The sequence below is a fragment of the Rhodococcus wratislaviensis genome, from assembly GCF_041228765.1.
Lineage (GTDB): Bacteria > Actinomycetota > Actinomycetes > Mycobacteriales > Mycobacteriaceae > Rhodococcus_F > Rhodococcus_F wratislaviensis.
The window spans coordinates 6,215,016-6,238,919 of the sequence record NZ_CP150488.1; the positions used below are offsets into that span (position 1 = coordinate 6,215,016).

Consider the following 23,904-nt stretch of genomic DNA (forward strand, 5'->3'; position numbering starts at 1 on the left):
CGATCGACGCGTCCCTGCTCCCGGCGCGTCGACCAGTAGCCTGGTTTCCGTGTCACACGAGCAACCCGCACCAGACGCACCCCCGAGCACAGCTCGGCGGCCGATTCACATCGCTGTGGCGGTGCTGTCGGTGCTCGCCCTCGTCGTGACGGGATTCGCCTGGCGGAGTATCGACTCGCTGCGCAACAATCTGGCAACCGCGGGCGGCCTGGGCCTCGGCGGAAGCGCCGACGGCGCCGTCGACATCCTCATGGTCGGCACGGACAGTCGCACCGACGCCCACGGCAACCCCCTGTCCCAGGAAGAACTCGACTCGCTTCGGGCCGGCGAGGAGGTGGCATCCAACACCGACACCATCGTCCTCATCCGCGTTCCCAACGACGGGAGCTCCGCCACTGCCATCTCGATCCCCCGCGACTCCTACGTCGACGTGCCGGGCATCGGCATGTCGAAGATCAACGCCGCGTACGGCGCCACCAAGGAGACCGAGCGGCTGAAACTCGTCGAGGACGGAGCCACCGACAAGGAAGCCGAGGAGGAGTCGACGAAGGCAGGCCGCGAGGCGCTCATCCAATCGGTGGCCGATCTCACCGGAATCACCGTCGACCACTACGCCGAGGTCGGGCTGCTCGGGTTCGTCCTCCTCACCAACGCCGTCGGCGGCGTCGACGTCTGCCTCAACGAACCGGTGGACGAGGACATGTCCGGCGCGCACTTCCCCGCCGGTGAGCAGACGTTGAAGGGTGCGGACGCTCTGAGCTTCGTCCGCCAGCGCCACGACCTCCCCCGCGGCGACCTCGACCGCATCGTGCGTCAGCAGGTGTTCATGGCCTCGCTCGTCGGCAAGGTGCTGTCCGCGAAGACTCTCAGCGACCCGGGCAAGCTGAACGAACTCAGCGGCGCGGTGCAACGCTCGGTCGTGCTCGACGACGACTGGGACATCATCGAGTTCGCCACCCAACTTCAGGACCTCGCCGGCGGCAAGGTGCAGTTCGAGACGATTCCGGTCGCGGATCTCAACGGCACGACCGACTACGGCGAGTCCATCGTCGAGGTCAAGCCGAAGGACGTGAAGAAGTACGTGGCCGGTCTGGTCGGCGAGGAGCCCACCGACTCGGAAGACACCACCACGTCCGAGACGCCCAAGATCGACGCCTCGACCGTCACCGTCGACGTTGCGAACGCCAGCGACGTCGGGGGCCTCGCGAACGGCGTCGCCGACGCCCTGACGTCGCTCGGCTACGGACAGGGCGAGGTCGGCAACTACACGGGCGAGTCGGTGAGCGAGACCACAGTCTTCGCGCACTCCGCGGACGACGACAGCGCGAAGGCGGTCGCCGCAGCACTCGGCGGGCTCCCCACCGACACCGACGCGACACTGCCCGAAGGTTCGGTGCGGGTGGTGCTGTCGAGTGACTACCAGGGGCCGACGTCCGCCGAAACCACCGGCACCACCACGTCATCCGAGTCGTCGGAGACGGGCCTCGAGCCCGCGTCCACGGCAGGAACGACCCCCACCCCGGCACCGCCCGGCCCGCCCATCGATGCCGGCTCGTCGGGCCCGCGTTGTGTGAACTAGAAAACGAGAGACGGATCGTGTCCATGAACCATGCGTCCCGCACGCTGACCGACGCCCTGCTCGACCCCATCCTGAAGAACGACCCGGCCGGACCGCGCGTCACGTTCTACGACGACGCCACCGGTGAACGGGTCGAACTCTCGGCCCTCACGCTCGCCAACTGGGCGGCCAAAACCGCCAACCTGCTGCGTGACGAATTCGGCGTCGAGCCCGGCGCCCGCGTCGCGGTGCTCCTTCCCGCGCACTGGCAGACCGCCGCGGTTCTGCTCGGCGCATGGTGGGCCGGCGCCGAGGTCGTGCTCGAACCCGATGCGGACGCCGAAATCGCACTCGTCTCGGCCCAGCACCTGGGCGACGTCGAGGACGTACCCGAGGTAGCGGCGCTGTCGCTGGACGCGTTCGGCAGGCCCGTCCCCGACCTCCCCGTCGGCATCACCGACTACGCCACGTCCGTGCGCGTCCACGGCGACCAGTTCCGGCCGACGGTCGCCGGACCCGCACTGGCGGGCAAGAGCGTCGACGACGTTCTCGCCGCAGCGCTCGCCTCCGCCGAATCGCAGGGGATCACCGGTACCGACCGGGTGCTGTCCGAAGAGGCGTGGGACTCCCCCGACGCCCTGATCGACAGTCTGGTGGCCGTCTTCGCGGCCGGCGCGTCACTCGTGCAGGTCACCAACGCCGACCCCGCAGCCCGGTCGAGGCGCGTGGACACCGAGAAGATCACCCGTCAACTCTCCCGGTAGCCGCCGTCCGCGAGGCCCGCGGCGATCTCGAACCTGTTCCGGGCACCGCGGTGCCGCAACTCCTCGAACAGGTACCGCAGCGCGAAGGTCCACCCGTACGTAGCCCATTGGTCGGCGTGGACCGCTTCGTGTCGCACGAGCGCTCTCGCCGGGTCCCTGCCGGTGAGAAATGCACCGCCGATCGTCGTCCCGCCGCGTGCGTACCCACCCCGCATCCCGCTGCACACGAAGATGCCGAAGTCGGCGTCGAACGTGATGCGGGCGCCCCACAGCCGGGCGTACGCCAGCGCGAGCCGTGTGATCGCCGCGGACTGGGGGTTCCCCCGCGACGCTCGGATCATCGGCACACCGCGGCTGCGTTTCACAGGCGCAGGATAAGTGCTCGAGGCGAGGTTCATCCACAACTTCTCGCCCATCCACAGACCAACCTGAAGTCCCAGTTCGCGCGCGGCAGGGATGACGCGCCCACCACGATGCTGTCGATCATGACCGCACGCATTCGTACCCTGAAAGAACTCACCGACGCCGGACTCACCCGCAGCACCATCGCCGCCCGGTGCCGAAGTGGCAGCTACCACCGCGTGCTGCCCACGGTGTACTCCCTCGTCGAACCCGACACGTACGTGCGGTGTGCCGCCGTGTCGGCATGGCGGCCGGCCGCGGTCCTGAGCCACCGAACCGCGGCCTGGCTCTACGGCTGGTTGCCCGAGCCGGCGGTCGTCGAGGCGACGATTCCCCGGGGCCTCCGCGTCACGCCGCCGGACTGGCTTCGGCTGTACCGCCGCGACCTCGCACCGCACACGGTGTCGATGGTGTCCCTTCTTCCGGCGGTGTCGCCCGCCCAGGCGCTCTTCGATTGCGCAGTCGTCATGCCCGAAGGAGACGTGGCGTCCCTCGTCGACAGCGAACTCGACCGCAGCGTCGATCCGCACGAGTTCCGTGACCTCTGCGCCGCTCACCACGGTCGGCACGGTGCGCCCGCGGCACGGCGACTGTTACGCCACGCTGCCCTCCGAGCCGCGTCGGAACCCGAGCGGGTACTCGGTCGCCAGCTCAGCCTTCGCGGTTTCCCGCTCGAGGCCAACCACCCGATCGGTCCGTACGTGGGTGATTTCGCCGACGAGCAGGCGCGGATCGTGGTCGAGGTCGACGGCCGCGAGTTCCACAGCGAGCCCGACGTGTTCCGGAACGACCGACGGCGTCAGAACTGGCTCGTCAGTGAGGGGTGGATGGTGCTCCGCTTCGCCGCCTACGACGTGCTGGCGCATCCCGATGTGGTCGCCGCCGAGATCATCGATGCGGTGCGTCGACGGCGTCGCAGTCGGCGCCCGAAGTGAACTGAGCCGCCACTCCTTGCTCCCCCAGGGCTGATTCGGCCCCGGAGCAGCGAAGAGTGGCGGCTCAGTTCGACGCGGTCAGCCCAGCAGCTTGTCGCGCAGTGCCTTGTCCTTGTCCAGGACCATCTTCTCGAGCCCGTCCTGGAACGCGACCATCTGCTGCTGCAGTGCGGGGTCGGAGGCGCCGAGGATACGGACGGCGAGCAGACCGGCGTTTCGGGCGCCGCCGATGGACACGGTTGCGACGGGGACGCCTGCGGGCATCTGCACAATCGAGAGCAGTGAGTCCATGCCGTCGAGGTATTTCAGCGGGACGGGCACACCGATGACGGGCAGTGGGGTGGCCGACGCGACCATGCCCGGTAGGTGGGCGGCGCCCCCGGCGCCGGCGATGATCACCTGGATGCCGCGGCCGGCCGCGTCCTTCGCGTAGTCGAGCATGCGCTGCGGTGTGCGGTGCGCGGAGACGACACCGACCTCGAAACGCACCCCGAACTCGGCGAGCGCCTCGGCGGCGGCCTCCATGGTGGGCCAGTCCGAGTCGCTGCCCATGATGAGCCCGACCTGTGCGCCCTGCCGTGCTGCCGTGTCACTCACCGTGTACATCCCATCCGTCGGTCCATTCAGCGTGCGAGAGCCAGTGGGCGGCGCGCTCGGCACGCTCGCGCACCCGCGCCACGTACTCGGGGTCGTCGATCGAGCCGGGTCCGCCGACGATGTTCACGTGGCCGATCTTCCGGTCTTCACGCTCACCCTTGCCGTACAGATGAATCTTCGCGTCGGGCATCCGGGCGAAGAGGTGGTGGACGCGTTCGTCCATGCTCATCTCGGGGGCCGTCGGCGCACCGAGCACGTTCGCCATCACCGTGATCGGCGCGAGCGGTGCGGTGTCGCCGAGCGGGTAGTCGAGGACGGCGCGCAGGTGCTGCTCGAACTGTGAGGTACGGGCGCCGTCCATCGTCCAGTGGCCGGAGTTGTGCGGGCGCATCGCGAGTTCGTTGACGACGAGCGTTCCGTCGGTGGTTTCGAACAGTTCGACGGCCATCGCGCCGACCACCCCGAGTTCGGACGCGATGCGGAGCGCGAGTTCCTCGGCGGCCTCGGCGACCGAGTCGGGCAGAGCGGGGGCGGGGGCGAGGACCACGGCGCACTGCCCGTGGCGTTGCACCGTCTCCACGACGGGCCACGTGGCGCCCTGGCCGAACGGTGACCGCGCCACCATCGCGGACAGCTCACGCCGCATCTCGACCTTTTCCTCGACGATGAGGGAGACACCCTGGTCGAGTTGCCGGGTGACGATGCGCTCGGCTTCGTCGGGATCGTCGGTGATCCACACGCCGCGACCGTCGTAACCGCCGCGGACGGCCTTGATCACGACCGGCCATCCGTGTTCGGCGCCGAATTTGACGACGTCCTCGGCCCAGGTCACCTCGGCGTAGGCCGGGACCGGTGCGCCGAGTTCGGCGAGCTTGCGGCGCATCGCCAGCTTGTCCTGCGCATAGATGAGTGCCGTCGGCGGCGGCTGCACGTTGACACCCTCGGCGACCAGGATGTCGAGGTGCTCGGTGGGCACGTGCTCGTGGTCGAAGGTCAACGCGTGCGACCCGACCGCGGCCCTGCGGAGCGCGTCGAGGTCGGTGTGGCTGCCGAGGACGACGTCGGGGCTCACCTGCGCTGCGGGTTCGTCGGCGGTGCCCGAGAGCACCCGCAGTGTCTGGCCGAGCGCAATCGCGGCCTGGTGGGTCATCCGCGCGAGTTGGCCGCCACCGATCATCGTCACGACGGGTTGCCCGGCGGTCAGATCGCGGGGTGTCGTGGGACGCGGTGTGGAGTCAGAGTTGCCGGTCACGGGTCACTAGTTTGTCACGTCCGGCGCGGGGTTCCGCCGCCGAGGTGCCGGTCCGCACTTTCTGTGATTCTCCTGATGATCTCGCCGCCAATTGGTGGTATCCGGTCCGACTTTCGTAAACTCATCCGTTGTGTCATTTGTCGACGGCGTCCTAGCACGCGTTCCCCAGCCTTTTCGGGCTCTCGCGTTGCGGCATCACGAACTGATCAAGTTCGCGATTGTGGGCGGCACCACCATGATCTTCGACCTCGCCATCTTTTATTCGCTGAGCCTGACGATCCTCGAAGAGAAGCCTGTTGTCGCAAAAGTTCTGTCCGGAATTCTCGCGACGGTCCTGAGCTACATTCTCAACCGCGAATGGTCGTTCAAGAACCGTGGCGGACGTGAACGACACCACGAGGCCCTGCTGTTCTTCACGATCAGCGGGATCGGCGTACTCCTCGCCGCCGCGCCCCTGTGGATCGCCAACAACGTGTTCGACATCCGTGCCAGCCAGGAGAACCTGACCACCCTGGTGGTGGTCGACTTCGTGCTCAACTACATCATCGGAAACCTGCTGCAGATGGTGTTCCGGTTCTGGGCACTGCGCCGGTTCGCCTTCCCCGACGAGAACGTGCACATCATCGATCCGGACCTCGTCGACGAAGCTGTCGAGGAAGAGTTCGGCCACTCCTGATCGTCAGCGCGGTTCCCGGATCCCGGTGACCCGTGTCGGCACGTGCTCGCGCGCGAGGGGAACGAAGATCGCGAACAGGGCCGGACGGCGACGCTGCAGTTCCAGCCGGCCACCGTCTGCCTCGATGAGTGCACGGGCCAGCGCCAGGCCCACACCGGTCGAACCGGCCCCCGAGAAACCGCGATCGAAGATGTGAGGCGCGAGGTTGTTGCTGACCCCGACTCCCTCGTCCGACACCTCGACGCACACCATCGTCTCGCGCGGCGAGGTCTCCTCGCCGGGTGTCCTGAGATTCTGACCCTGGATCAGACGCACCGCGACGGTGCATGTCCCCGCCCCGTGCATGAGCGCGTTGTCGACGAGCACCGCGACGGCCTCACGGAGCCGGGAACCGGTGGTCGACGCCATCACGTTCGTGTCCCCGCGCAGCACCAGTTCGCGGTCGGCGTCCTCGAACGGCCGCTTCCAGTCCGCGATGACCACACTGAGCTCCCGGATCACCGACACCTGGGTCTCGGTGCCGTTGCTGCGTGACGAGCGGACCAGTTCGTCGATCGCGACGGTCAGTCGGTCCACCTGCGCCATCGCCTCGTCGGCCTCGACCACGACCGCGGGGTCCGAGTGCACGGACAGTTCGTCGAGCCGGAGGCGGACGGCCGTGAGCCGGCTGCGGAGCTGGTGTGAGACGTCCGCGACGAGTGCGTGTTCGCGCTGCAGCCGTCCCGCGATCTCGACGGTCGCGGAGTCCAGGACGTCGGAGACGCGGTCGAGTTCGGGGATGCCGTGACGCCGCACGTCCGGCCGGAAGTCGCCCTCCGCGAGCCGGGCCGCCCGGTTGGCGACGTCCCGCAGCGGATCGGCGAGCCGCTTCGCTGTGACGTAGGCGACCACGGTGCCTGCCGCGATGGACACGAGCACCAGCAGCGCGACGGCACCGACGGCCTGGCGTTGCTGGGTGCGCATCTCGTCGGACGGCACTTCGAGGCGGAGCGAACCGGACGTGCCCATCGCGAGAGATTCCACGAGCGGCGACTGCACGGACGATTCGCCGATGTCCACTCGCGCGGCGCCGTCGTCGGTGGTCGGATAGACCACCACCAGGCGGCCCCCGGCGGGCGTCAGCAGACGCAGGGAGTTCGTGTCGAGATCACCCTCGACGACACCGTTGACGCCCTCCTGGGTGATGATCTCCGTCGCCATCCGATCGAGCCGGACCTGGAGATCGCTCCGGTTGAAATCCTCGACCCACAGCCACGCCGTGTAGATGAGCGGCACACCGAGCAGCAGCGCCGTCAGGATCACGACTGCGAGGATCGACTGGAGAATTCTGCGGCGCACTACCCCGCCTAGTCGGTGTTGATGCGGAAACCGACGCCGCGGACCGTCGCGATGCGACGCTCGGCGGCGGGGCCCTCGTCACCGATCTTCCGGCGAAGCCACGACATGTGCATGTCGAGTGTCTTCGAGCCGCGCAGTTCCACGTCGCCCCAGACCTCGGCGAGGATGGTGTCGCGGGAGACCACCTGACCCGCGTGTTCGAGCAGCACCCGGAGAAGCTCGTACTCCTTGTTGGCGAGGGCGATCTCGGTTCCGTTCACGAGCACCCGTCGGGCCGCCGGTTCGAGCCGGATGCCGCCGACCTCGACGACGGAATCCTCGCCGCCGCCGCGACGGCGCAGCAGGGCGCGCACCCGGGCCATCAGCTCCGCCAACCGGAACGGCTTGCCCACGTAGTCGTCGGCGCCCGCGTCGAGTCCGACGACGAAGTCGACCTCGTCGGTGCGTGCGGTGAGCATGAGCACTGCCAGTTCCGAACTGTGGGCGCGCACTTGCCTGCACACCTCGAGTCCGTCCATCCCCGGGAGGCCGAGGTCCAGGATCAACAGGTCGTACGCTCCGTCGAGAGCCTGCTCCAGCGCTGCCGGGCCGGTCTGCTCGATGGTGACGTCGTATCCCTCCCGGCCCAGTGCCCGCGACAGCGGGGCGGCAATGGCTTCGTCATCTTCGGCAAGCAATACAGCAGTCACCTCCACAGCGTACGGAGGTGCGAAGACGGCTGTGACCGGTTACCAGCCTTTGCCGGTGTCGGCGTCGCCGCGCGGGTCGTCTCGCTCCCGTTCGCGGTGAAGATCCATCGCGTCGAACACCTGGTGATAGAGCAGCGAGTGGACACGCTGGACGTCGGGGATGTCGTCGAATTCCAGCGGGTCGTCGGAAGACGACACGATGACGAGCGTTCCGGTGCGGAGCATCCGGTCGAGGAGGCCGTGCCGGAATTGGACGTTGCTGATGCGTCCCATCGGAATGTCGATCCCGGTGTGCGTCATCACACCCTGACGGATGAGGACACGACGGTCGGTGACGATGAAGTGGGTGAACTTCCAGCTGAGAAACGGCGCGACACAGCGCCATACGACGAGGCCCAGCCACACCACGAGGACGACGACGAGCACGACGTTCAGCGCGGAGCCGTCCAGCTTGTTCTCGGCGAACCCCGCCGCGAAACCCGCCACGGCCGTCGCCAGCAGAAAGGTGACGGCGGGGAGCAACAGCATCTTCCAGTGTGGATGACGGTGAAGCAGCAGTTCCTCGTCCTCGGCGAGGGCGTCCTCCGGATATCCCATGCGAAGAGTGTGCCTCTACCGCATGCGGCTGAGCACTATCGGGGTGATGACGATGATGATGCCGTACAGCACCATCCACACTCCGACCACGATCACGAACACCTCGAGCGACAGTTCGGGCTGCAGGAGCACGAAGCCTCCGGCGACGACGCTGATCACGCCGAGCACGATGGTCAGCCCGCGATCCGCGACCGAACCCGAGGCGCCTTCCACGATTTCGAGGACACCCCGGAACACCCACCATGCACCGACGACGAGCGCGATGATCACGACGGTCTGGAGGGGGCTCCTCAGCACGAGGAACGCGAGAAGTATTGCCAGGGCGCCGGATACGCCCACCAGCGTCCGTGCGGCTCCCCCGGCCTCGACGTCGGCGAACGCCCGGATGATCTGGACGATCCCGAAGCCGAAGAACTGGATGGCGATCAGGACGGCCAGAACCGTGAGCGTCACGTGCGGCCATACGAGCACCGCGATGCCGAGACCCAGTGTGAGCAGACCGAGCACCACCGTGAGGCCGGTCAACGTGCGCCGGGCCGCGGTGACGGAGGACTCCGGAATTGAGGTACTCATGTACCACAGTGTGGCACTACTCGGTGCGCACCGGGCGTAAATGTGTGATGTCACCTGCGGCGACGGCGACCGTTCCGGGCTGGCCGTCGGGGGCGATCACGACCCGGCCCTCCGCGTCGACGTCCGTTGCGATGCCGATCAGTTCGCGACCGCCGGGCAGTTCGGCGCGCACCCGCTGGCCGAGCGTGCCGCAGCGGGCGCGGTAGGCCGCGGCGAGTTCCGTGACGTCCCAGTTGGAGTCGTGCCATTGCTGCCAGCGATCGGCGATGGCGCGCAGCACCGCCCGCACGAGGGTGTCGCGGTCACTGACCTCGGCACCTTCGAGGACGAGGGACGTGGCGTGCTCGACGGGCAGCTCGTCCCTCGTGAGGCTCACGTTGAGACCGATCCCGACGACCACCGCGGGATCCGGTGCCGTGGCGGACACCTCGGCGAGGATGCCGGCGACCTTGCGGCCGTCGATGAGCACATCGTTGGGCCACTTGAGTTCCGCGGGCACCTCGGCGGTCGCGCGGAGCGCGTCGACGACGGCGACACCGGTCAGCAGTGGCAGCCACCCCATGTCCTGGACGCCCATGCCCGGCATCGTCAGCAACACGGAGACCGCGATCTGCGCCTGCGGCGGACTTACCCAGGCGCGTGAGTGGCGGCCCCGGCCGCTGCCCTGGAATTCGGCGAGCAGCACGTGCCGGTCGCAGCTCGACGACGCGGCGCGCGCGAGAAGATCGGCGTTGGTGGACCCGGTCTCCTGCACGACGTCGAGGCGCGCCCAGAACCTGCGGGTGTCGCTGTCGTCGTCACCGCGGACGAGTGCCGCACGCAGATTGTCGGCGTTGAGAGGAGGTCGGTTCAGGTCGGTCCACATCACCACAGCCTAGGACGAACAGGAAAAGGTACTGGTCAGTAGCCGGGTCCGGGCAACCCGCCGCCTGACCACCTCCCTTGGCAGAAGCTCGCCGGCTCTCGTTAAGCTGACCTGTCATGACCACTGTTCAGGAGCCGAGCGCGGCGGAGTCGGCGAGTACGCCCGATATTCACACGACGGCGGGAAAGCTCGCCGACCTGCGTAATCGTCAGGCCGAGGCGCAGCACCCGAGCGGTGAAGCCGCGGTCGAAAAGGTCCACGCCAAGGGCAAGCTCACCGCCCGCGAACGCATCACCGCCCTGCTCGACGAGGGCAGCTTCGTCGAACTCGACGCCCTCGCCCGGCACCGCTCGGTGAACTTCGGCCTCGCCGACAACCGCCCCGTGGGCGACGGCGTCGTCACCGGCTACGGCACCGTCGACGGCCGCGACGTGTGCGTCTTCTCCCAGGACGCCACCGTCTTCGGCGGCTCCCTCGGCGAAATCTACGGCGAAAAAATCGTCAAGGTCATGGACCTCGCCCTCAAGACCGGCCGCCCCCTGATCGGCATCAACGAAGGCGCCGGCGCCCGCATCCAGGAAGGCGTCGTCTCCCTCGGCCTCTACGGCGAAATCTTCCACCGCAACGTCCAGGCGTCCGGCGTCATCCCGCAGATCTCGCTGATCATGGGCCCCGCCGCCGGCGGCCACGTCTACTCCCCCGCCCTGACCGACTTCGTCGTCATGGTCGACCAGACCTCCCAGATGTTCGTCACCGGCCCCGACGTCATCAAGACCGTCACCGGCGAAGACGTCACCATGGAAGATTTGGGCGGCGCGCACACCCACATGGTCAAGTCCGGCGTCGCCCACTACGTCGCCTCCGGCGAACAGGACGCCCTCGACTACGTCAAGGACCTGCTGTCCTACCTGCCGTCCAACAACCAGGCCGCCGCCCCCCGGATGCTGCCCACCGACCCGATCACCGGGTCCATCGAAGACTCCCTCACCGGCGAGGACCTCGAACTCGACACCCTCATCCCGGACTCGGCGAACCAGCCCTACGACATGCACGAGGTCATCCGCCGCATCCTCGACGACGACGAATTCCTCGAGGTCCAGGCCGAACGCGCCGGCAACATCGTCGTCGGCTTCGGCCGCGTCGACGGCCGCTCCGTCGGCATCGTCGCGAACCAGCCCACCGTGTTCGCCGGCTGCCTCGACATCGACGCCTCCGAAAAAGCCGCCCGCTTCGTGCGCACCTGCGACGCGTTCAACGTCCCCATCATCACCCTCGTCGACGTCCCCGGCTTCCTGCCCGGCACCGACCAGGAATACAACGGCATCATCCGCCGCGGCGCGAAACTCCTGTACGCCTACGGCGAGGCCACCGTCGGGAAGATCACCGTCATCACCCGCAAGGCCTACGGCGGCGCCTACGACGTGATGGGCTCCAAGCACATGGGCGCCGACGTCAACCTCGCCTGGCCCACCGCCCAGATCGCCGTCATGGGCGCCTCCGGCGCCGTCGGCTTCGTCTACCGCAAACGCCTCCTCGAGGCCGCCCGCAACGGCGACGACGTCGACGCGCTGCGCCTGCAACTGCAACAGGAATACGAGGACACCCTCGTCAACCCGTACGTCGCCGCCGAACGCGGCTACGTCGACGCCGTCATCCCCCCGTCCCACACCCGCGGACAGATCGTGGCCGCCCTGCGCCTGCTCGAACGCAAAATGGTCACCCTCCCGCCCAAGAAGCATGGGAACATCCCCCTATGACCGCGATCACCGAGGACGAATTGCGCACCGAGACCGGCCCGGACGCGACGCCGTCAGTCAACGGTTCCGCAGCGGACACCACGACCACGAACGGCGCGGCGACCGACGTGCCGAGTGACACGGACGGAACAGCGGCCGACGCTGCGCGTGAGCCTTTCTTCACGGTGGTCAAGGGCTCACCCTCCGACGAGGAGATCGCGGCGCTCGTCGCGGTGTTGTCCGCGGTCGCTGCCGCCGGCAGCGGTGATCCCGATTCGCACGTCCCGCCCGAGTCCTGGGGTGCTCCCACGCGGATGCACCGCAGCATCGCCCCGTTCTCGCCCTACGCGTTCCCGAACGTGTCGGCGTACCGGCATTGATCCGGATCCGGTGACGTCCTTCGTTCTCGCCTCGGCTTCCCCGGCGCGGCTGGCTGTTCTGCGCAGCGCCGGGGTGGAGCCGGTCGTGCGAGTCTCCGGAGTCGACGAGGACGCTCTCATCGCGGCACTCGGTGCCGACGCCGCCCCGGAGCACGTCGTCACCGAACTGGCCCGCGCCAAGGCGAGCGACGTCCTCCCCGTTCTCGCCCGGGACGGGATCTCGGACGCCGTGGTGGTCGGATGCGACTCCATGCTGCTCATCGACGGGTCCCTCCAGGGCAAACCCGGAACCGTCGACGTCGCCCGCGCGCGGTGGTCGGCGATGGCCGGCCGTAGCGCGACCCTGCTCACCGGGCACAGCGTCCTGCGGATCGCGGAGGGCGCGGTGGTGGGTGACGCACACGATCACAGCGCCACCGTCGTCCATTTCGCGAGCCCACCGGACGCCGATCTGGAGGCCTACCTCGCGACCGGGGAACCACTGCAGGTCGCGGGCGCGTTCACCCTGGACAGCCTCGGGGGTTGGTTCGTGGACCGAATCGAGGGCGATCCGTCCAGCGTGATCGGGATCGGTCTGCCGCTCGTCCGGAGGTTGCTCGCGGAGGTCGGCGTCGGCGTCGCCGAGTTGTGGGCGTCGTCAGGCCGCGTCGGCTGACCGTTCGTCGACCTGCTGGTTCCGGCGCGGAAGCGTCAGCGACGCCACACCGATCGCGGCCGCCACCGCCGCGATGATCCAGAGGATGCGGCGTTCTGCCTGGAGGAACGCCTCGCCTGCCGCTGATCGCGTCGATTCCCGTGCGGCCACCACCGCGGAGTCGGCGATCTGCTGCTGAGTCGCACCGAGCGCCGCACCTCCGGAGGCCGGAGAACGGCATTCGTCCGGCACCTTCATCGGGGACGTCGACCCGAGTTGCTCCGTCGCGCACCGTACGAACGTCTCCTCCGCCCGCGGAATCAGCGCCGGCGGCACCCCGGCCTCGGCGAGCTGCGCGGTCAGCGCAGGCCGCTCGGCCTGCACCGCGTCCGCCGACTGCGTCGCGACGAGGTTGAAGAACACGACGCCGATCACTGCGAGCCCGATCGAGCTGCCCACCTGCTGGACTGTCGGGAGCAGGCCCGACACCGAACCTGCGTTGCGCGGCTGCACGGTCGCGAGGATCGCCGTCTGGAGCGGCGCCACGAACAAACCGAGGCCGGCTCCCCCGATGAACAGGGGTCCGGCCAGCGCCGACCACCGCGGATCGGTGCCCTCGTGCTGCAGTTGCGCCGCCAGCACGACGAGGGAGCCGGCGAAGAGCACCATCCCGAGAGGCAGGACGAGGTTGCCGATGCGCCGGTAGACGACGGCGGACGCCAGCGCGGCGAGGCCGGTCCCCAGGGCCCACGGCAACGTCATCACCCCGGCCCTGAGCGGTGAGAACCCGAACCCGAACTGCAGCGTGAGGGAGATGGTGAAGATCAACGACGTGAGCGTCCCGAAGAACACGAACGCGATGGCCGCGCCGAGCGAGAACGCGCGGTCGGTGAACAACTCGAGGCGCAGAACAGGGTCGCCGCCGCGGCGCCCGAGCCGCCACTCGTAGACGACGAACGCGATCAGGACCGGCACCGAACACAGCAGCATCACCACGATCGACGTCGGCCAGCCACGTTCCCTCCCCTCCGCGAGCGGAAAGATCAGGAGGAACAGGCCGACCGCCGACAGCACGGCGCCGCCCACGTCGAGTCGGCGGATGCCGTCGGGCTTCGCATCGACCAGATAGAAGTAGCCGAGGACCAGCGCCGCGAGTCCGATCGGGAGGTTGACGAAGAAGATCAGCCGCCAACCCCAGTCGAAGAGGTCCCACTGGATGAGAAGTCCGCCGACGAGCGGACCGCAGATCGTGGCGAGCCCGATGGTCGCGCCGTAGATTCCGAACACGCGCGGGTGGGAGCGTTTCGGAAAGAGTCCCGAGATGATGGCGAACGTCTGAGCCGACATCGACCCCGCTGCGAGGCCCTGCAACGCCCGCGAGACCACGAGAGCGGTCGGCGACTGGGCCAGGCCGCAGAGCAGTGAGGCGACGATGAAGACGGCCAGTGCGGTGAGGAAGACGCGTCGCCGGCCGAGTAGATCCCCCAGTCGCGCCGCTGTGATCAGCGAACATGCGAAGGACAGCGTGTAGACGCTCACCATCAGCAGCTGCGCCGACACCGAGGCGCCGAGATCGACCGCGATGCTCGGAAGCGCGACGTTGACGATGGTCGCGTCCAGGAGTTGCATGAATACGGCGGCGAGACTGGTGGCCAGACCCAGCCACGGGACCCACCGACCGAGTTCGCCTCGATAGAGTGCGTCACGCTGAGTCACAGGCATCCGGACAGGCTAGCGGCTCGAACCTCACAGAATGCTGTGAGGTGGTTCAAAGGTTGCTGGATAATACGCGAAGAACTTGCAGCGTAGAACCCTTTTGCCCGACACTTGACTGGACCGGGACCGACCTGTAATCAGTCTCATACTTCTTTACCTCTCGCGGTAAGGCACTCGGTGCCGCATCCTGTTGCGAGAAGTCCGTGCCACACCCGACCGAACTCGCAACCGATTCGACACCCGAGGAGCCGCTCGATGGACTTGAACTTGATCACCCACTGGAAGCCAGAGCCTGGGAGGGTCGTCGAGTGGAAAGTCACGGACGCGAGTGCACGTGCGGCTGCCGAAGCGCCGGTGGATCCGGCACTGCCGACCACCATGCAGGAGCGGCACCTGCGGCGCGCCCGGCTGGCGGCGAACAACGGCGAGACGCAGTCCCCGTGGATCGGCATCGCGTTCGACTTCCCGGGCAGGCTCGACCGCGCCGCGATGACCCGGACCCTCGAGCGTTACATCCTGCGGCACGACACGCTGCACAGCTGGTTCTCGTTCGAGAACGCGGACGCCGACCCCACGGACACCGCGAACGCGGTCCGGCGGCACGTCGTGCCCGTCGACTCGATCGCCCTCACGGCGCACGAGGGCGAGAACCTCACCACCCCTGAACAGGTCCGCGACCACATCGCCGCGCGCTTCGCGAACGACACGAGCGCGCTGGCCTGGCCTGCATTCGTGTTCGGCGTGGTGGAACATTACGACGCCGCGGCTCCCGGGACCGACGACAGCTTCACCCTGTTCCACGCCGTCGATCACGCGCACACCGACATGCAGTCGATGATTCTCACATTCGCCGAGACACGGATCATCTATCAGGCCGAACTCGACGGTGTCCAGCCCGAGCTGCCCGATCCGGGAAGCTACGTGGAATACAGCCGGCGGGAGCGGGAGAAAGCGGCGACGCTGACCCTCGCCTCCCCCGAGGTGCACGGCTGGATCGGTCACCTCACCCGCAACGGCGGCACCTTCCCGAGTTTCCCCCTCGACCTCGGGGCGTCGGACGAACCGAAGCCGGCCATCGGCAGCCGATTCGACCTCGCCGACGCCGACGAGTGCGAACGGTTCGGTGCCGTATGCAAAGCACACGGTTCCAACTTCATCGGCGGCGTGTTCGCGGCCCTCGCCATCACCGAACACGAACTGGTCGGGCGCGACCGCTACATGGCGCTGTCCCCCCTCACCACCCGCACCGACCCGCAGTTCTACTGGTCCCAGGGGTGGTTCATCAATCTCATTCCGGTCGGGTTCGCCCTCGAGGACGCCACCACGTTCACCGGGCTCGCCCAGCGCGCACAGGACGCCTACCGGTCGGGCAAGGCGCTCGGCGAAGTATCGGTGCAGCAGGTGATCGACACCGTTCTCGCTCAGGCCGGCCCCGAGGCGATGTCGCAGCCCACCACACTGGCGCCGCCTCCGATCGTGTCGTACATCGACGGGCGGCGATTGCCGCAGACCGAGAGCTTCACGTCGACGCGGGCGACCGGCATCGTGGGCGGCAAGGCCACCCAGATCGCGTCGATCTGGATCAACCGCGTCCTCGAGGGCACGTGGATGGCCGTCTCACACCCCGACACCGACGAGGCGCACCGGTCCGTGACCGCATATGCGGAACGGTTGTCGACCATCATGAGAACCGTTGCCCGCGAAGGCGATTACACGGTGTCACCGTTCGTGCCGGCGGCGGCGGACTTCGCGACTGCCGCAGGGGTGGAGTAGTGCACGTCACGTCGATCGACCGGTACATGCTCGAACCCGGCCTGGTGACGGAATGGTCCGTCGCGCCGGGCGAGATCTCCCCGTCCGCGGTGCCGCCGTCGTACAACCAGCAATTCCACCTCGACACCGCACGGACCCACGGGGTCGGGCGAAGCGTCTGGATGGCAGCGGCATTCGACCTTCCCGGGACACTCGACCGGGACGCGCTCGCGCAGGCTCTGGTGCATTTCATCCGGCGTCACGACACTCTGCAGACCGGCTTCGACGTGAGCCCGGACGCGCTGGCGCGCGTGGACCTCGATCCCGAGGACATCACCGTCGTCGCGTCCGAGTCCTCGGCGACGACGTCACCGGACGAGCTCCGCGACCATCTGCGGTACCGGTTCACCGAGGCGTGCGACCCGCTGACGTTCCCCGCGTACCTGTTCGCCACCATCGAGCGCGACTCGCACTACACCGTCGTCAGCGCGTTCGATCACACACTCGTCGACGGATACTCGCTCGTCATCGCGCTGGGCGAACTCCGGCAGATCTATCAGCGAATCATCGGACTCCGCGGCTCCGCTGTGCTCACGGAAGCGGACCTGACGAAGGAACTCGGCGATCCGGGGAGCTTCCTGCGGTACTGCGAACTGGAGGCCGAGGCGCCCGTCACGGAGATCGGCGACCCCCGGGTGCGAGGATGGGCACGCTTCTACGAGCGCTGCGGCGGCACCGCGCCCAGTTTCCCGCTCGATCTGGGTGTCGAGGCAGGCAGGCCCGCCCCGCAGGGAGCGGACGTCCGCCCCCTCCTCGACGCCGCCGGCACCGAGCGGTTCGAGGAAATCTGCCTGGACTCGGGGGGAAGCCTGTTCACCGGGACGCTCACCGCGATGGGCATGGCAGTGCACTCGATCAACGGCATCTCCCGGATGCCGTTGCAGTTTCCGCTGCACATTCGCCAGGACCCACAGTGGGCCAATGCGATCGGGTGGCTCACGACGAGCGCGCCGCTGACGGTCGAACTGACCCCCGACTGCGACTTCCAGTCGTCCCTGGCGCACACCCACGCCTCGTTCCGGACGGCCCTCACGCTCAAGGGTGTGACGATGGCCCAGGTGCGGGCGGCTCTCGGTGACGGATACCGCCGCACCCGCACGGATGTGTTCATGGTCTCCTACATCGACTACCGCAGACTGCCCGGCACCGACGATCACGACGAGCTGAACGCGCACCACATCAGCAACGTGACGGTCGCGGACGACGCGCAGTTCTGGATCTCACGCACGCAGCGGGGTCTCGCGTTGCGGTCGCGGTTCCCCGAGACGCCGACGGCACGCCGGGCGGTCACCGAGTTCCTGGTGCGGCTGCGGGAGATCATGCACGACATCTGCGAGAACGGCGTCACTCCCATCGCGGAGCTCACCAGTCAGCTGAACCTGGAAGGCACTCCGGTCGTCTGACCGCCGGAGGGCTCGAACAGTCGTCGCCGCATCGCGTCGGCGATCTTGGCTGCCTCGACCGTGGCCCGGTGTGCGACGTCGCCCGCGAACAACTCGTCGACGCTGGACGTCCACAGTTCGACCCAGCGGTCGAAGTGGCGGTCGGTGAAACCGTGCCGGCCGTGCAGCGCCCGGTGTACGGCGAATGCGCTGCCGCGGTAGACGCCGGTGCGCAGCAGGATCGTCTCCCAGAAGTCGCACATGACGGGCAGGTGGTCGTCCAGGCCGATCACCGCGAGCGTCTCGAAGGCCGGTTCGAGGACCGGATCGGCGAATGCCCGGCCGTAGAAATGCCGGAGCAGCAGGTCCAGGTCGGCGCGCGTCGAGATGTCGGGCATGGGGCCTCCGTTCGGATGCGAATGTACGCGCCCGCGCGGCCTCCTTCACCGTCCGCGGAAGGTAAGTGTGAACGCCGGTCGGAAGAACGTCCGGCGTCCGCCTAGAATTGACGCCGTCCCCGTCGCATCTGCCCCAGGAGCCCACTCGTGCCCGTAGCGCCAGATCCCACCCAGTCCTTCGCCGAGTACGCCAATCCCGGTCGGCTCGTGTCGACGGAGTGGCTGTCCGCGAATCTGGGCACACCCGGCCTCAAGGTGGTGGAGTCGGACGAGGACGTGCTCCTCTACGATGTCGGCCACATCCCCGGCGCCGTCAAGGTCGACTGGCACCTCGATCTCAACGATCCGGTGACGCGTGACTACATCGACGGCGAGCAGTTCGCCGACCTGATGAGCCGCAAGGGCATCAGCCGCGACGACACCGTCGTGATCTACGGCGACAAGAGCAACTGGTGGGCGGCGTACGCACTCTGGGTGTTCACGCTGTTCGGGCACGAGGACGTCCGTCTCCTCGACGGTGGCCGCGACGCGTGGATCGCCGAGAACCGGGACACCGCGTTCGACGTCCCCGAGACCTCCCCCACCGACTACCCGGTGGTCGAGCGCAACGACGCCCCGATCCGCGCATTCAAGGACGACGTGCTCGATCACCTCGGCAAGGGGCCGCTGATCGACGTGCGTTCGCCTCAGGAGTACACCGGCGAGCGCACCCACATGCCCGACTATCCGGAAGAGGGCGCGCTGCGCGGCGGCCACATCCCGAGCGCGCTGAGCATTCCGTGGGCCAAGGCAGCCGCGCCCGACAGCCGGTTCCGCTCGCGCGGTGAACTGAACGAGATCTACGGCGGTGTGTCCGCCGACGACGACATCGTGGCGTACTGCCGCATCGGTGAGCGTTCCAGCCACACCTGGTTCGTCCTCACCCACCTGCTCGGTTACCCCACCGTCCGCAACTACGACGGTTCGTGGACGGAGTGGGGCAACATGGTTCGCGTTCCGATCGTCAGGGGTGAAGAGCCGGGAGACGTTCCCGGCGCATCGTCATGACCGAACTACCCGATTCGCTTGCCGAGATCGTCGACGACTTCGCTGCCGTCGACGGCTCGGACAAGCTGCAGTTGCTGCTCGAGTTCAGCCGGGAACTGGCACCTCTGCCCGCCGAACTCGAGCAGGACGCGATGGAACCGGTGCCCGAATGCCAGTCCCCGTTGTTCCTGTCGGTCGACGACTCCGATCCGGAACATGTGCGGCTGCATTTCAGCGCGCCCGCGGAAGCGCCGACGACACGCGGTTTCGCGTCGATCCTGCACCAGGGCCTGGACGGGCACAGCGCTGCCACCATCCTCGGCGTTCCGGACGATTTCTATTCCGCGCTCGGGCTCGCCGACGCCGTCAGTCCCCTGCGGCTGCGCGGCATGTCCGCGATGCTCGCGCGAATCAAGCGGCATCTTCGCAGCTAGGCAGGGTCTGAACACACACTGATGGAATTCACCGAACTTGCCGACTACCCCATTCCGGTGGGCGCGCTCACCGAATGGTTGCCGTGCGCCCGCTCGGAATGGGTGGACGATCCTCGCCCGGCCTCGTACATCCACGAGGCGCACCTGCGCCGGTGCTCCGACTCCGGCGGTCGCGAATCGTGGCTGGGTACCGCCTTCGAGATTCACGGCACGCTGAACGTCACCGCCTTTCGGTCGGCGCTGGAGAAGTGGACGGATCGTCACGAGGTGCTGCGCTCGCACACGACGTTCGACGCGGAAACCGAGCGCGTGCGCCGGCGCACCGTGCCGCAGGGCGGGCTGCACGTGGGCGTCGTCAGCCACGGGTACGACGCCGCCGGTGGCGACAACTTCGCCCACCTGCAGCAACTGTTCGACGAGTACGCCTCACCGCACAGTTGGCCGTCGTACGTCTTCGCGACACTCGAAACCGTCGAACGCGACCGGTTCACGGTGTTCTTCGCGGCGGATCACTCGATCATCGACGGGTTCTCCATCGTGCTCGTCGCCCACGAATTGACCGCCCTGTACGAGGAGGCACTGTCCGGCCGGACGGCCAACCTGTTCCCCGTCGGCAGCTACATCGACTTCGGCCGTGAAGAGCGTGAGAACTCCACCGACGCCGAGGTGAAACGTGAGGCCCTCGACGTGTGGCGGTCGGCACTCGAGGGACCGGGGCTCCCCGAGTTCCCGCTCGAGGTCGGCCCGCGCACCTCGTACGCCCAGCAGAACCTGTCTGCCTGGATTCTCGATGCCGACCAGGCAGCGGCATTCAACTCGGCGTGCCGCGAGGCGGATGTGGGGTTCTTCGCAGGCCTGCTCGCATGTCTGGGTATGGCCGGGGCGGAAGTGGCAGGGGATCAACGCTTTCGGACCGTCACTCCGGTCCATACGCGACACTCCCCGCAGTGGGCGTCCGCACTGGGATGGTTCGTGGGTCTCAGCCCGATCGACTTCGAGGTGACGTCGCACGACTTCGCCGCCGTCGCCCATGAAGCCGCCGAGAGCGTGGCCCGGACGAAACCGATCTCGGTGGTTCCGTTCGATCAGATCGAGAAGGAACTCGACATCCCCATCCGGCCGCGCTTCGTCGTCTCCTACATGGACGTCCGGTTCGTTCCCGAAGCGGGCCGCTGGCACGAGCGCAACGCCCGGGCGCTGCGGAGCCGGCAGTACACCCACGACGTCTACGCCTGGATCAATCGAACCCCCCGAGGTGTCAATCTGGCGGTCCGATATCCGGGCAACGACATCGCTGCCGCGAGCGTCCACACGTGGGTCGGGAGCCTCCGCAGACAACTGGAACAGGTTTCAACCAGCTACCCATCGGTAGGGTTGCGAAGCGTCGGACAGGCCTGACGGGAAATTTCGATCCGGTGACAACACGGATCGGTTCGGTGCTTAGACTCCGAAGTGATGCCGTAAACGACCGCTGGTGACACCCACGGGAGCCACCGCGGAGACAGAACATGCGAACCACAGGAGGCTCAGTGCCCAGTCATGCCAGCGCGCACATCACGAAGGTGCTCGTCGCGAACCGCGGTGAGATTGCAGTGCGGGTGATCCGGGCCGCAGCCGATGCCGGCCTGGCCAGCGTCGCCGTCTACGCCGAACCCGACGCCGACGCCCCGTTCGTGCGCCTGGCCGACGAAGCCTTCGCCCTCGGCGGACAGACCTCCGCCGAGTCCTACCTCGTCTTCGACAAAATTTTGGACGCCGCCACCAAGTCCGGCGCCGACGCCATCCACCCCGGCTACGGCTTCCTCTCCGAGAACGCCGACTTCGCCCAGGCCGTGATCGACGCCGGCCTGATCTGGATCGGCCCCTCCCCGCAATCGATCCGCGACCTCGGCGACAAGGTCACCGCCCGCCACATCGCCGAAAAAGCCAAGGCCCCGATGGCCGCCGGCACCAAGGACCCCGTCAAGAACGCCGACGAGGTCGTCGCCTTCGCCAAGGAATACGGGGTCCCCGTCGCCATCAAGGCCGCGTTCGGCGGCGGCGGGCGCGGCATGAAGGTCGCCCACACCATCGAGGAAATCCCCGAACTGTTCGACTCCGCCACCCGCGAGGCCGTCGCCGCGTTCGGCCGCGGCGAGCTTCGTCGAACAGTATCTGGACAAGGCCCGCCACGTCGAAGCCCAGGTCATCGCCGACCAGCACGGCAACGTCATCGTCGCCGGCACCCGCGACTGCTCCCTGCAACGCCGCTTCCAGAAACTCGTCGAGGAGGCCCCCGCCCCGTTCCTCACCGACGACCAACGCCACCGCATCCACACCTCCGCCAAGGCCATCTGCAAAGAGGCCGGCTACTACGGCGCCGGCACCGTCGAATACCTCGTCCAGGGCGACACCGTCTCCTTCCTCGAGGTCAACACCCGCCTGCAGGTCGAACACCCCGTCACCGAGGAAACCGCCGGCATCGACCTGGTCCTGCAGCAGTTCAAGATCGCCAACGGCGAACACCTCGACCTCACCGAGGACCCCACCCCCCGCGGGCACTCCTTCGAATTCCGCATCAACGGCGAGGACGCCGGCCGCGGCTTCCTGCCCGCCCCCGGCCCGGTCACCACGTTCATCCCGCCCACCGGCCCCGGCGTGCGAATGGACTCCGGCGTCGAAACCGGCAGTGTGATCGGCGGCCAGTTCGACTCCATGCTCGCCAAACTGATCGTCACCGGCGCCACCCGCGACGAGGCCCTCGCCCGCGCCCGCCGCGCCCTCGCCGAATTCCAGGTCGAGGGACTGGCCACCGTCATCCCCTTCCACCGGGCCATCGTCTCCGACCCCGCCTTCATCGGCGACGGCACCGGCTTCGACGTCTACACCAAGTGGATCGAAACCGAATGGGACAACCAGATCGAACCGTTCACCGGCACCCAGCCGATCGACGAGGACGAAACCCTGCCCCGGCAGAACGTCGTCGTCGAGGTCGGCGGCCGCCGCGTCGAGGTGTCCCTGCCCGGACAATTCACCCTCGGCACCGGCCCAGCCCCGGCCGGGGCGATCCGCAAGAAGCCCAAGGCCCGCACCCGCGGCGGCGCCCACGGCGGCGCCGCCTCCGGTGACGCCGTCACCGCCCCCATGCAGGGCACCGTCGTCAAGGTCGCCGTCGAAGAAGGCCAGCAAGTCGCCGAAGGCGACCTCATCGCCGTCCTCGAGGCCATGAAGATGGAAAACCCCGTCAACGCCCACAAGGCCGGCACCGTCACCGGCCTCGCCGTCGAACCCGGCGCCGCCATCACCCAGGGCACCGTCCTCGCCGAACTGAAATAGGCGCCTGCACCACTCGTGAGTCCTTCTCGACCCCCGGGGTCGAGAAGGACTCACAGTAGTCTGTACGCATGTCTGACGTTCCCGAGATCCGTATCGGCACTGCCGAACGTGAGCAGGCCCTGAACTTGCTGAGCGAACATTTCGCGGCGGGCCGTTTGACGGTCCCCGAGTTCGACGAACGCAGTCTCGCGGTCACGAATGCCACCACCCGCGGCGAGCTCGATCGAGTGTTCACCGACCTCCCCGCGACCACGGTCGGCACGCCCGCCAAAGCCGAATCGGCCGGCACCGACAACGACCAGAACTGGCGTCGCATCGTGATGTCGGTGATCCCGCTCGTCGCCCTCGTGCTGTTCTTCGTCGTCCCGGTCGACAACAGCTGGTTGTTCTTCCTGATGATCCCGGCCGCCGGCGCCATCCTGTTCGGCACCCGCGACGACCGCCACGGCCGAGATCGCCGCCGCGACCGGGACCGGGACCGCTGACGTGGAACCTGTCGAGGTCAATGCGGGTGGCTGGTACCTGCGCGCGCTGCGCGCCGACGACCGGGTCGACGATCGTCCGGCGCTCGCGGACGGTGGAATCGCCGAACCCGAGTACGTCGCCCGCCGCACGACGCAGTGGCTGAACGACGAGCACTACTCGTGGGCGATCTGCCAGCCCAACACCGGCGAACTGCTCGCCGAGGTGGGGCTCACTCCGTCCGGGGACTCCGCGACCCTCACCGGCTGGGCGCGGGCCGGCCACGAGGACGCGCTCGCGAGCGGATCGGATGCGGTGCAACGGTTTGCGGAGGGCGCACTGGGGTTCACGGTCCAGCGGTGA

At 67.9% G+C, this 23,904-nt stretch carries 24 protein-coding genes and 1 pseudogene; 15 read left to right on the forward strand and 10 right to left on the reverse strand.

What is annotated here, in order from left to right:
- The first annotated feature begins 115 nt into the window (after window positions 1-115).
- Both WKC72_RS28855 and WKC72_RS28860 read left to right on the forward strand, forming a co-directional pair.
- Window positions 116-1,579, forward strand: coding sequence for an LCP family protein (locus tag WKC72_RS28855; protein WP_370184570.1), 1,464 nt, complete (start codon window positions 116-118; stop codon window positions 1,577-1,579).
- A 23-nt stretch (window positions 1,580-1,602) separates the two neighbouring features.
- Entirely contained in the window at window positions 1,603-2,322 is a 720-nt protein-coding gene (locus tag WKC72_RS28860; protein ID WP_370184573.1) for a TIGR03089 family protein, read from the forward strand.
- On the opposite strand, the gene WKC72_RS28865 is transcribed toward WKC72_RS28860, so the two are convergent.
- Window positions 2,307-2,663 (reverse strand): hypothetical protein, encoded by a 357-nt coding sequence (locus WKC72_RS28865; RefSeq protein ID WP_370184575.1) that lies wholly within the window; start codon window positions 2,661-2,663, stop codon window positions 2,307-2,309. The genes WKC72_RS28860 and WKC72_RS28865 overlap by 16 nt on opposite strands.
- A gap of 144 nt (window positions 2,664-2,807) precedes the next feature.
- Here WKC72_RS28865 and WKC72_RS28870 point away from each other — a divergent pair, with 144 nt between their 5' ends.
- Window positions 2,808-3,659, forward strand: a complete 852-nt coding sequence (locus tag WKC72_RS28870; RefSeq protein WP_370180525.1) for a DUF559 domain-containing protein — start codon at window positions 2,808-2,810, stop codon at window positions 3,657-3,659.
- Window positions 3,660-3,737: 78 nt separating this feature from the next.
- Here the strand turns inward: WKC72_RS28870 and purE are convergent, their stop codons facing one another.
- Both purE and WKC72_RS28880 read right to left on the reverse strand, forming a co-directional pair.
- Entirely contained in the window at window positions 3,738-4,265 is a 528-nt protein-coding gene (purE, locus tag WKC72_RS28875) for a 5-(carboxyamino)imidazole ribonucleotide mutase (RefSeq protein ID WP_005563291.1), read from the reverse strand.
- Entirely contained in the window at window positions 4,249-5,508 is a 1,260-nt protein-coding gene (locus WKC72_RS28880) for a 5-(carboxyamino)imidazole ribonucleotide synthase (RefSeq protein ID WP_037245073.1), read from the reverse strand. Before WKC72_RS28880 ends, purE begins: the two co-directional genes overlap by 17 nt.
- Before the next feature lie 130 nt (window positions 5,509-5,638).
- On the opposite strand from WKC72_RS28880, the gene WKC72_RS28885 reads away from it, so the two are divergent.
- Entirely contained in the window at window positions 5,639-6,184 is a 546-nt protein-coding gene (locus WKC72_RS28885) for a GtrA family protein (protein ID WP_037179117.1), read from the forward strand.
- A 3-nt stretch (window positions 6,185-6,187) separates the two neighbouring features.
- Here the strand turns inward: WKC72_RS28885 and WKC72_RS28890 are convergent, their stop codons facing one another.
- Genes WKC72_RS28890 through WKC72_RS28910 form a run of 5 tightly spaced genes read right to left on the reverse strand, consistent with a single transcriptional unit; the run spans window position 6,188 to window position 10,246 of the window.
- A complete protein-coding gene (locus WKC72_RS28890) occupies window positions 6,188-7,522 on the reverse strand; it encodes an ATP-binding protein (protein WP_370180527.1) in 1,335 nt (444 codons plus the stop codon).
- An 8-nt stretch (window positions 7,523-7,530) separates the two neighbouring features.
- Window positions 7,531-8,211, reverse strand: coding sequence for a response regulator transcription factor (locus WKC72_RS28895; protein ID WP_025432276.1), 681 nt, complete (start codon window positions 8,209-8,211; stop codon window positions 7,531-7,533).
- A 39-nt stretch (window positions 8,212-8,250) separates the two neighbouring features.
- Entirely contained in the window at window positions 8,251-8,808 is a 558-nt protein-coding gene (locus tag WKC72_RS28900; protein ID WP_105413190.1) for a PH domain-containing protein, read from the reverse strand.
- A gap of 15 nt (window positions 8,809-8,823) precedes the next feature.
- Complete coding sequence (locus WKC72_RS28905; RefSeq protein WP_005264683.1) at window positions 8,824-9,381, reverse strand: HdeD family acid-resistance protein; 558 nt, start codon at window positions 9,379-9,381, stop codon at window positions 8,824-8,826.
- Window positions 9,382-9,397: 16 nt separating this feature from the next.
- Window positions 9,398-10,246: a biotin--[acetyl-CoA-carboxylase] ligase gene (locus WKC72_RS28910; protein ID WP_112299346.1), complete on the reverse strand. Its 849-nt coding sequence runs from the start codon at window positions 10,244-10,246 to the stop codon at window positions 9,398-9,400.
- Between the two features lie 116 nt (window positions 10,247-10,362).
- Between WKC72_RS28910 and WKC72_RS28915 the strand changes: the two genes are divergently transcribed.
- Genes WKC72_RS28915 through WKC72_RS28925 form a run of 3 tightly spaced genes read left to right on the forward strand, consistent with a single transcriptional unit; the run spans window position 10,363 to window position 13,017 of the window.
- Window positions 10,363-12,003: an acyl-CoA carboxylase subunit beta gene (locus WKC72_RS28915; protein ID WP_370180528.1), complete on the forward strand. Its 1,641-nt coding sequence runs from the start codon at window positions 10,363-10,365 to the stop codon at window positions 12,001-12,003.
- Entirely contained in the window at window positions 12,000-12,362 is a 363-nt protein-coding gene (locus tag WKC72_RS28920) for an acyl-CoA carboxylase subunit epsilon (RefSeq protein WP_037241289.1), read from the forward strand. Before WKC72_RS28915 ends, WKC72_RS28920 begins: the two co-directional genes overlap by 4 nt.
- Before the next feature lie 10 nt (window positions 12,363-12,372).
- The gene (locus WKC72_RS28925; protein WP_037241292.1) at window positions 12,373-13,017 is read left to right on the forward strand and encodes a nucleoside triphosphate pyrophosphatase; all 645 of its coding nucleotides are present in this window, start codon (window positions 12,373-12,375) and stop codon (window positions 13,015-13,017) included.
- On the opposite strand, the gene WKC72_RS28930 is transcribed toward WKC72_RS28925, so the two are convergent.
- Window positions 13,000-14,718, reverse strand: coding sequence for an MFS transporter (locus tag WKC72_RS28930; protein ID WP_370180529.1), 1,719 nt, complete (start codon window positions 14,716-14,718; stop codon window positions 13,000-13,002). The genes WKC72_RS28925 and WKC72_RS28930 overlap by 18 nt on opposite strands.
- A 249-nt stretch (window positions 14,719-14,967) precedes the next feature.
- On the opposite strand from WKC72_RS28930, the gene WKC72_RS28935 reads away from it, so the two are divergent.
- Together WKC72_RS28935 and WKC72_RS28940 are read left to right on the forward strand one after the other, a co-directional pair.
- Window positions 14,968-16,485 carry a condensation domain-containing protein gene (locus WKC72_RS28935; protein ID WP_370180531.1) on the forward strand — a complete coding sequence of 506 codons (1,518 nt, stop codon included), beginning with the start codon at window positions 14,968-14,970 and terminating at the stop codon, window positions 16,483-16,485.
- Entirely contained in the window at window positions 16,485-17,927 is a 1,443-nt protein-coding gene (locus WKC72_RS28940; RefSeq protein WP_370180532.1) for a condensation domain-containing protein, read from the forward strand. The genes WKC72_RS28935 and WKC72_RS28940 overlap by 1 nt, the downstream gene beginning before the upstream one ends.
- Here WKC72_RS28940 and WKC72_RS28945 read toward each other — a convergent pair.
- Window positions 17,894-18,304, reverse strand: coding sequence for a group III truncated hemoglobin (locus WKC72_RS28945; protein WP_370180533.1), 411 nt, complete (start codon window positions 18,302-18,304; stop codon window positions 17,894-17,896). The genes WKC72_RS28940 and WKC72_RS28945 overlap by 34 nt on opposite strands.
- Before the next feature lie 147 nt (window positions 18,305-18,451).
- On the opposite strand from WKC72_RS28945, the gene WKC72_RS28950 reads away from it, so the two are divergent.
- The 6 genes and pseudogenes from WKC72_RS28950 (at window position 18,452) to WKC72_RS28975 (ending at window position 23,904) form a co-directional block, all read left to right on the forward strand.
- On the forward strand, window positions 18,452-19,351 hold the full coding sequence (locus tag WKC72_RS28950) for a sulfurtransferase (RefSeq protein ID WP_128639035.1): 900 nt from the start codon (window positions 18,452-18,454) through the stop codon (window positions 19,349-19,351).
- Complete coding sequence (locus WKC72_RS28955) at window positions 19,348-19,764, forward strand: SufE family protein (protein ID WP_037241309.1); 417 nt, start codon at window positions 19,348-19,350, stop codon at window positions 19,762-19,764. Before WKC72_RS28950 ends, WKC72_RS28955 begins: the two co-directional genes overlap by 4 nt.
- A gap of 21 nt (window positions 19,765-19,785) precedes the next feature.
- Window positions 19,786-21,162: a condensation domain-containing protein gene (locus tag WKC72_RS28960; RefSeq protein WP_370180534.1), complete on the forward strand. Its 1,377-nt coding sequence runs from the start codon at window positions 19,786-19,788 to the stop codon at window positions 21,160-21,162.
- Between the two features lie 131 nt (window positions 21,163-21,293).
- Window positions 21,294-23,079, forward strand: a pseudogene (locus WKC72_RS28965) (biotin carboxylase N-terminal domain-containing protein).
- Window positions 23,080-23,147: 68 nt separating this feature from the next.
- The gene (locus WKC72_RS28970) at window positions 23,148-23,564 is read left to right on the forward strand and encodes a DUF1707 domain-containing protein (protein ID WP_370180535.1); all 417 of its coding nucleotides are present in this window, start codon (window positions 23,148-23,150) and stop codon (window positions 23,562-23,564) included.
- A gap of 1 nt (window position 23,565) precedes the next feature.
- Window positions 23,566-23,904 (forward strand): hypothetical protein, encoded by a 339-nt coding sequence (locus WKC72_RS28975; protein ID WP_370180536.1) that lies wholly within the window; start codon window positions 23,566-23,568, stop codon window positions 23,902-23,904.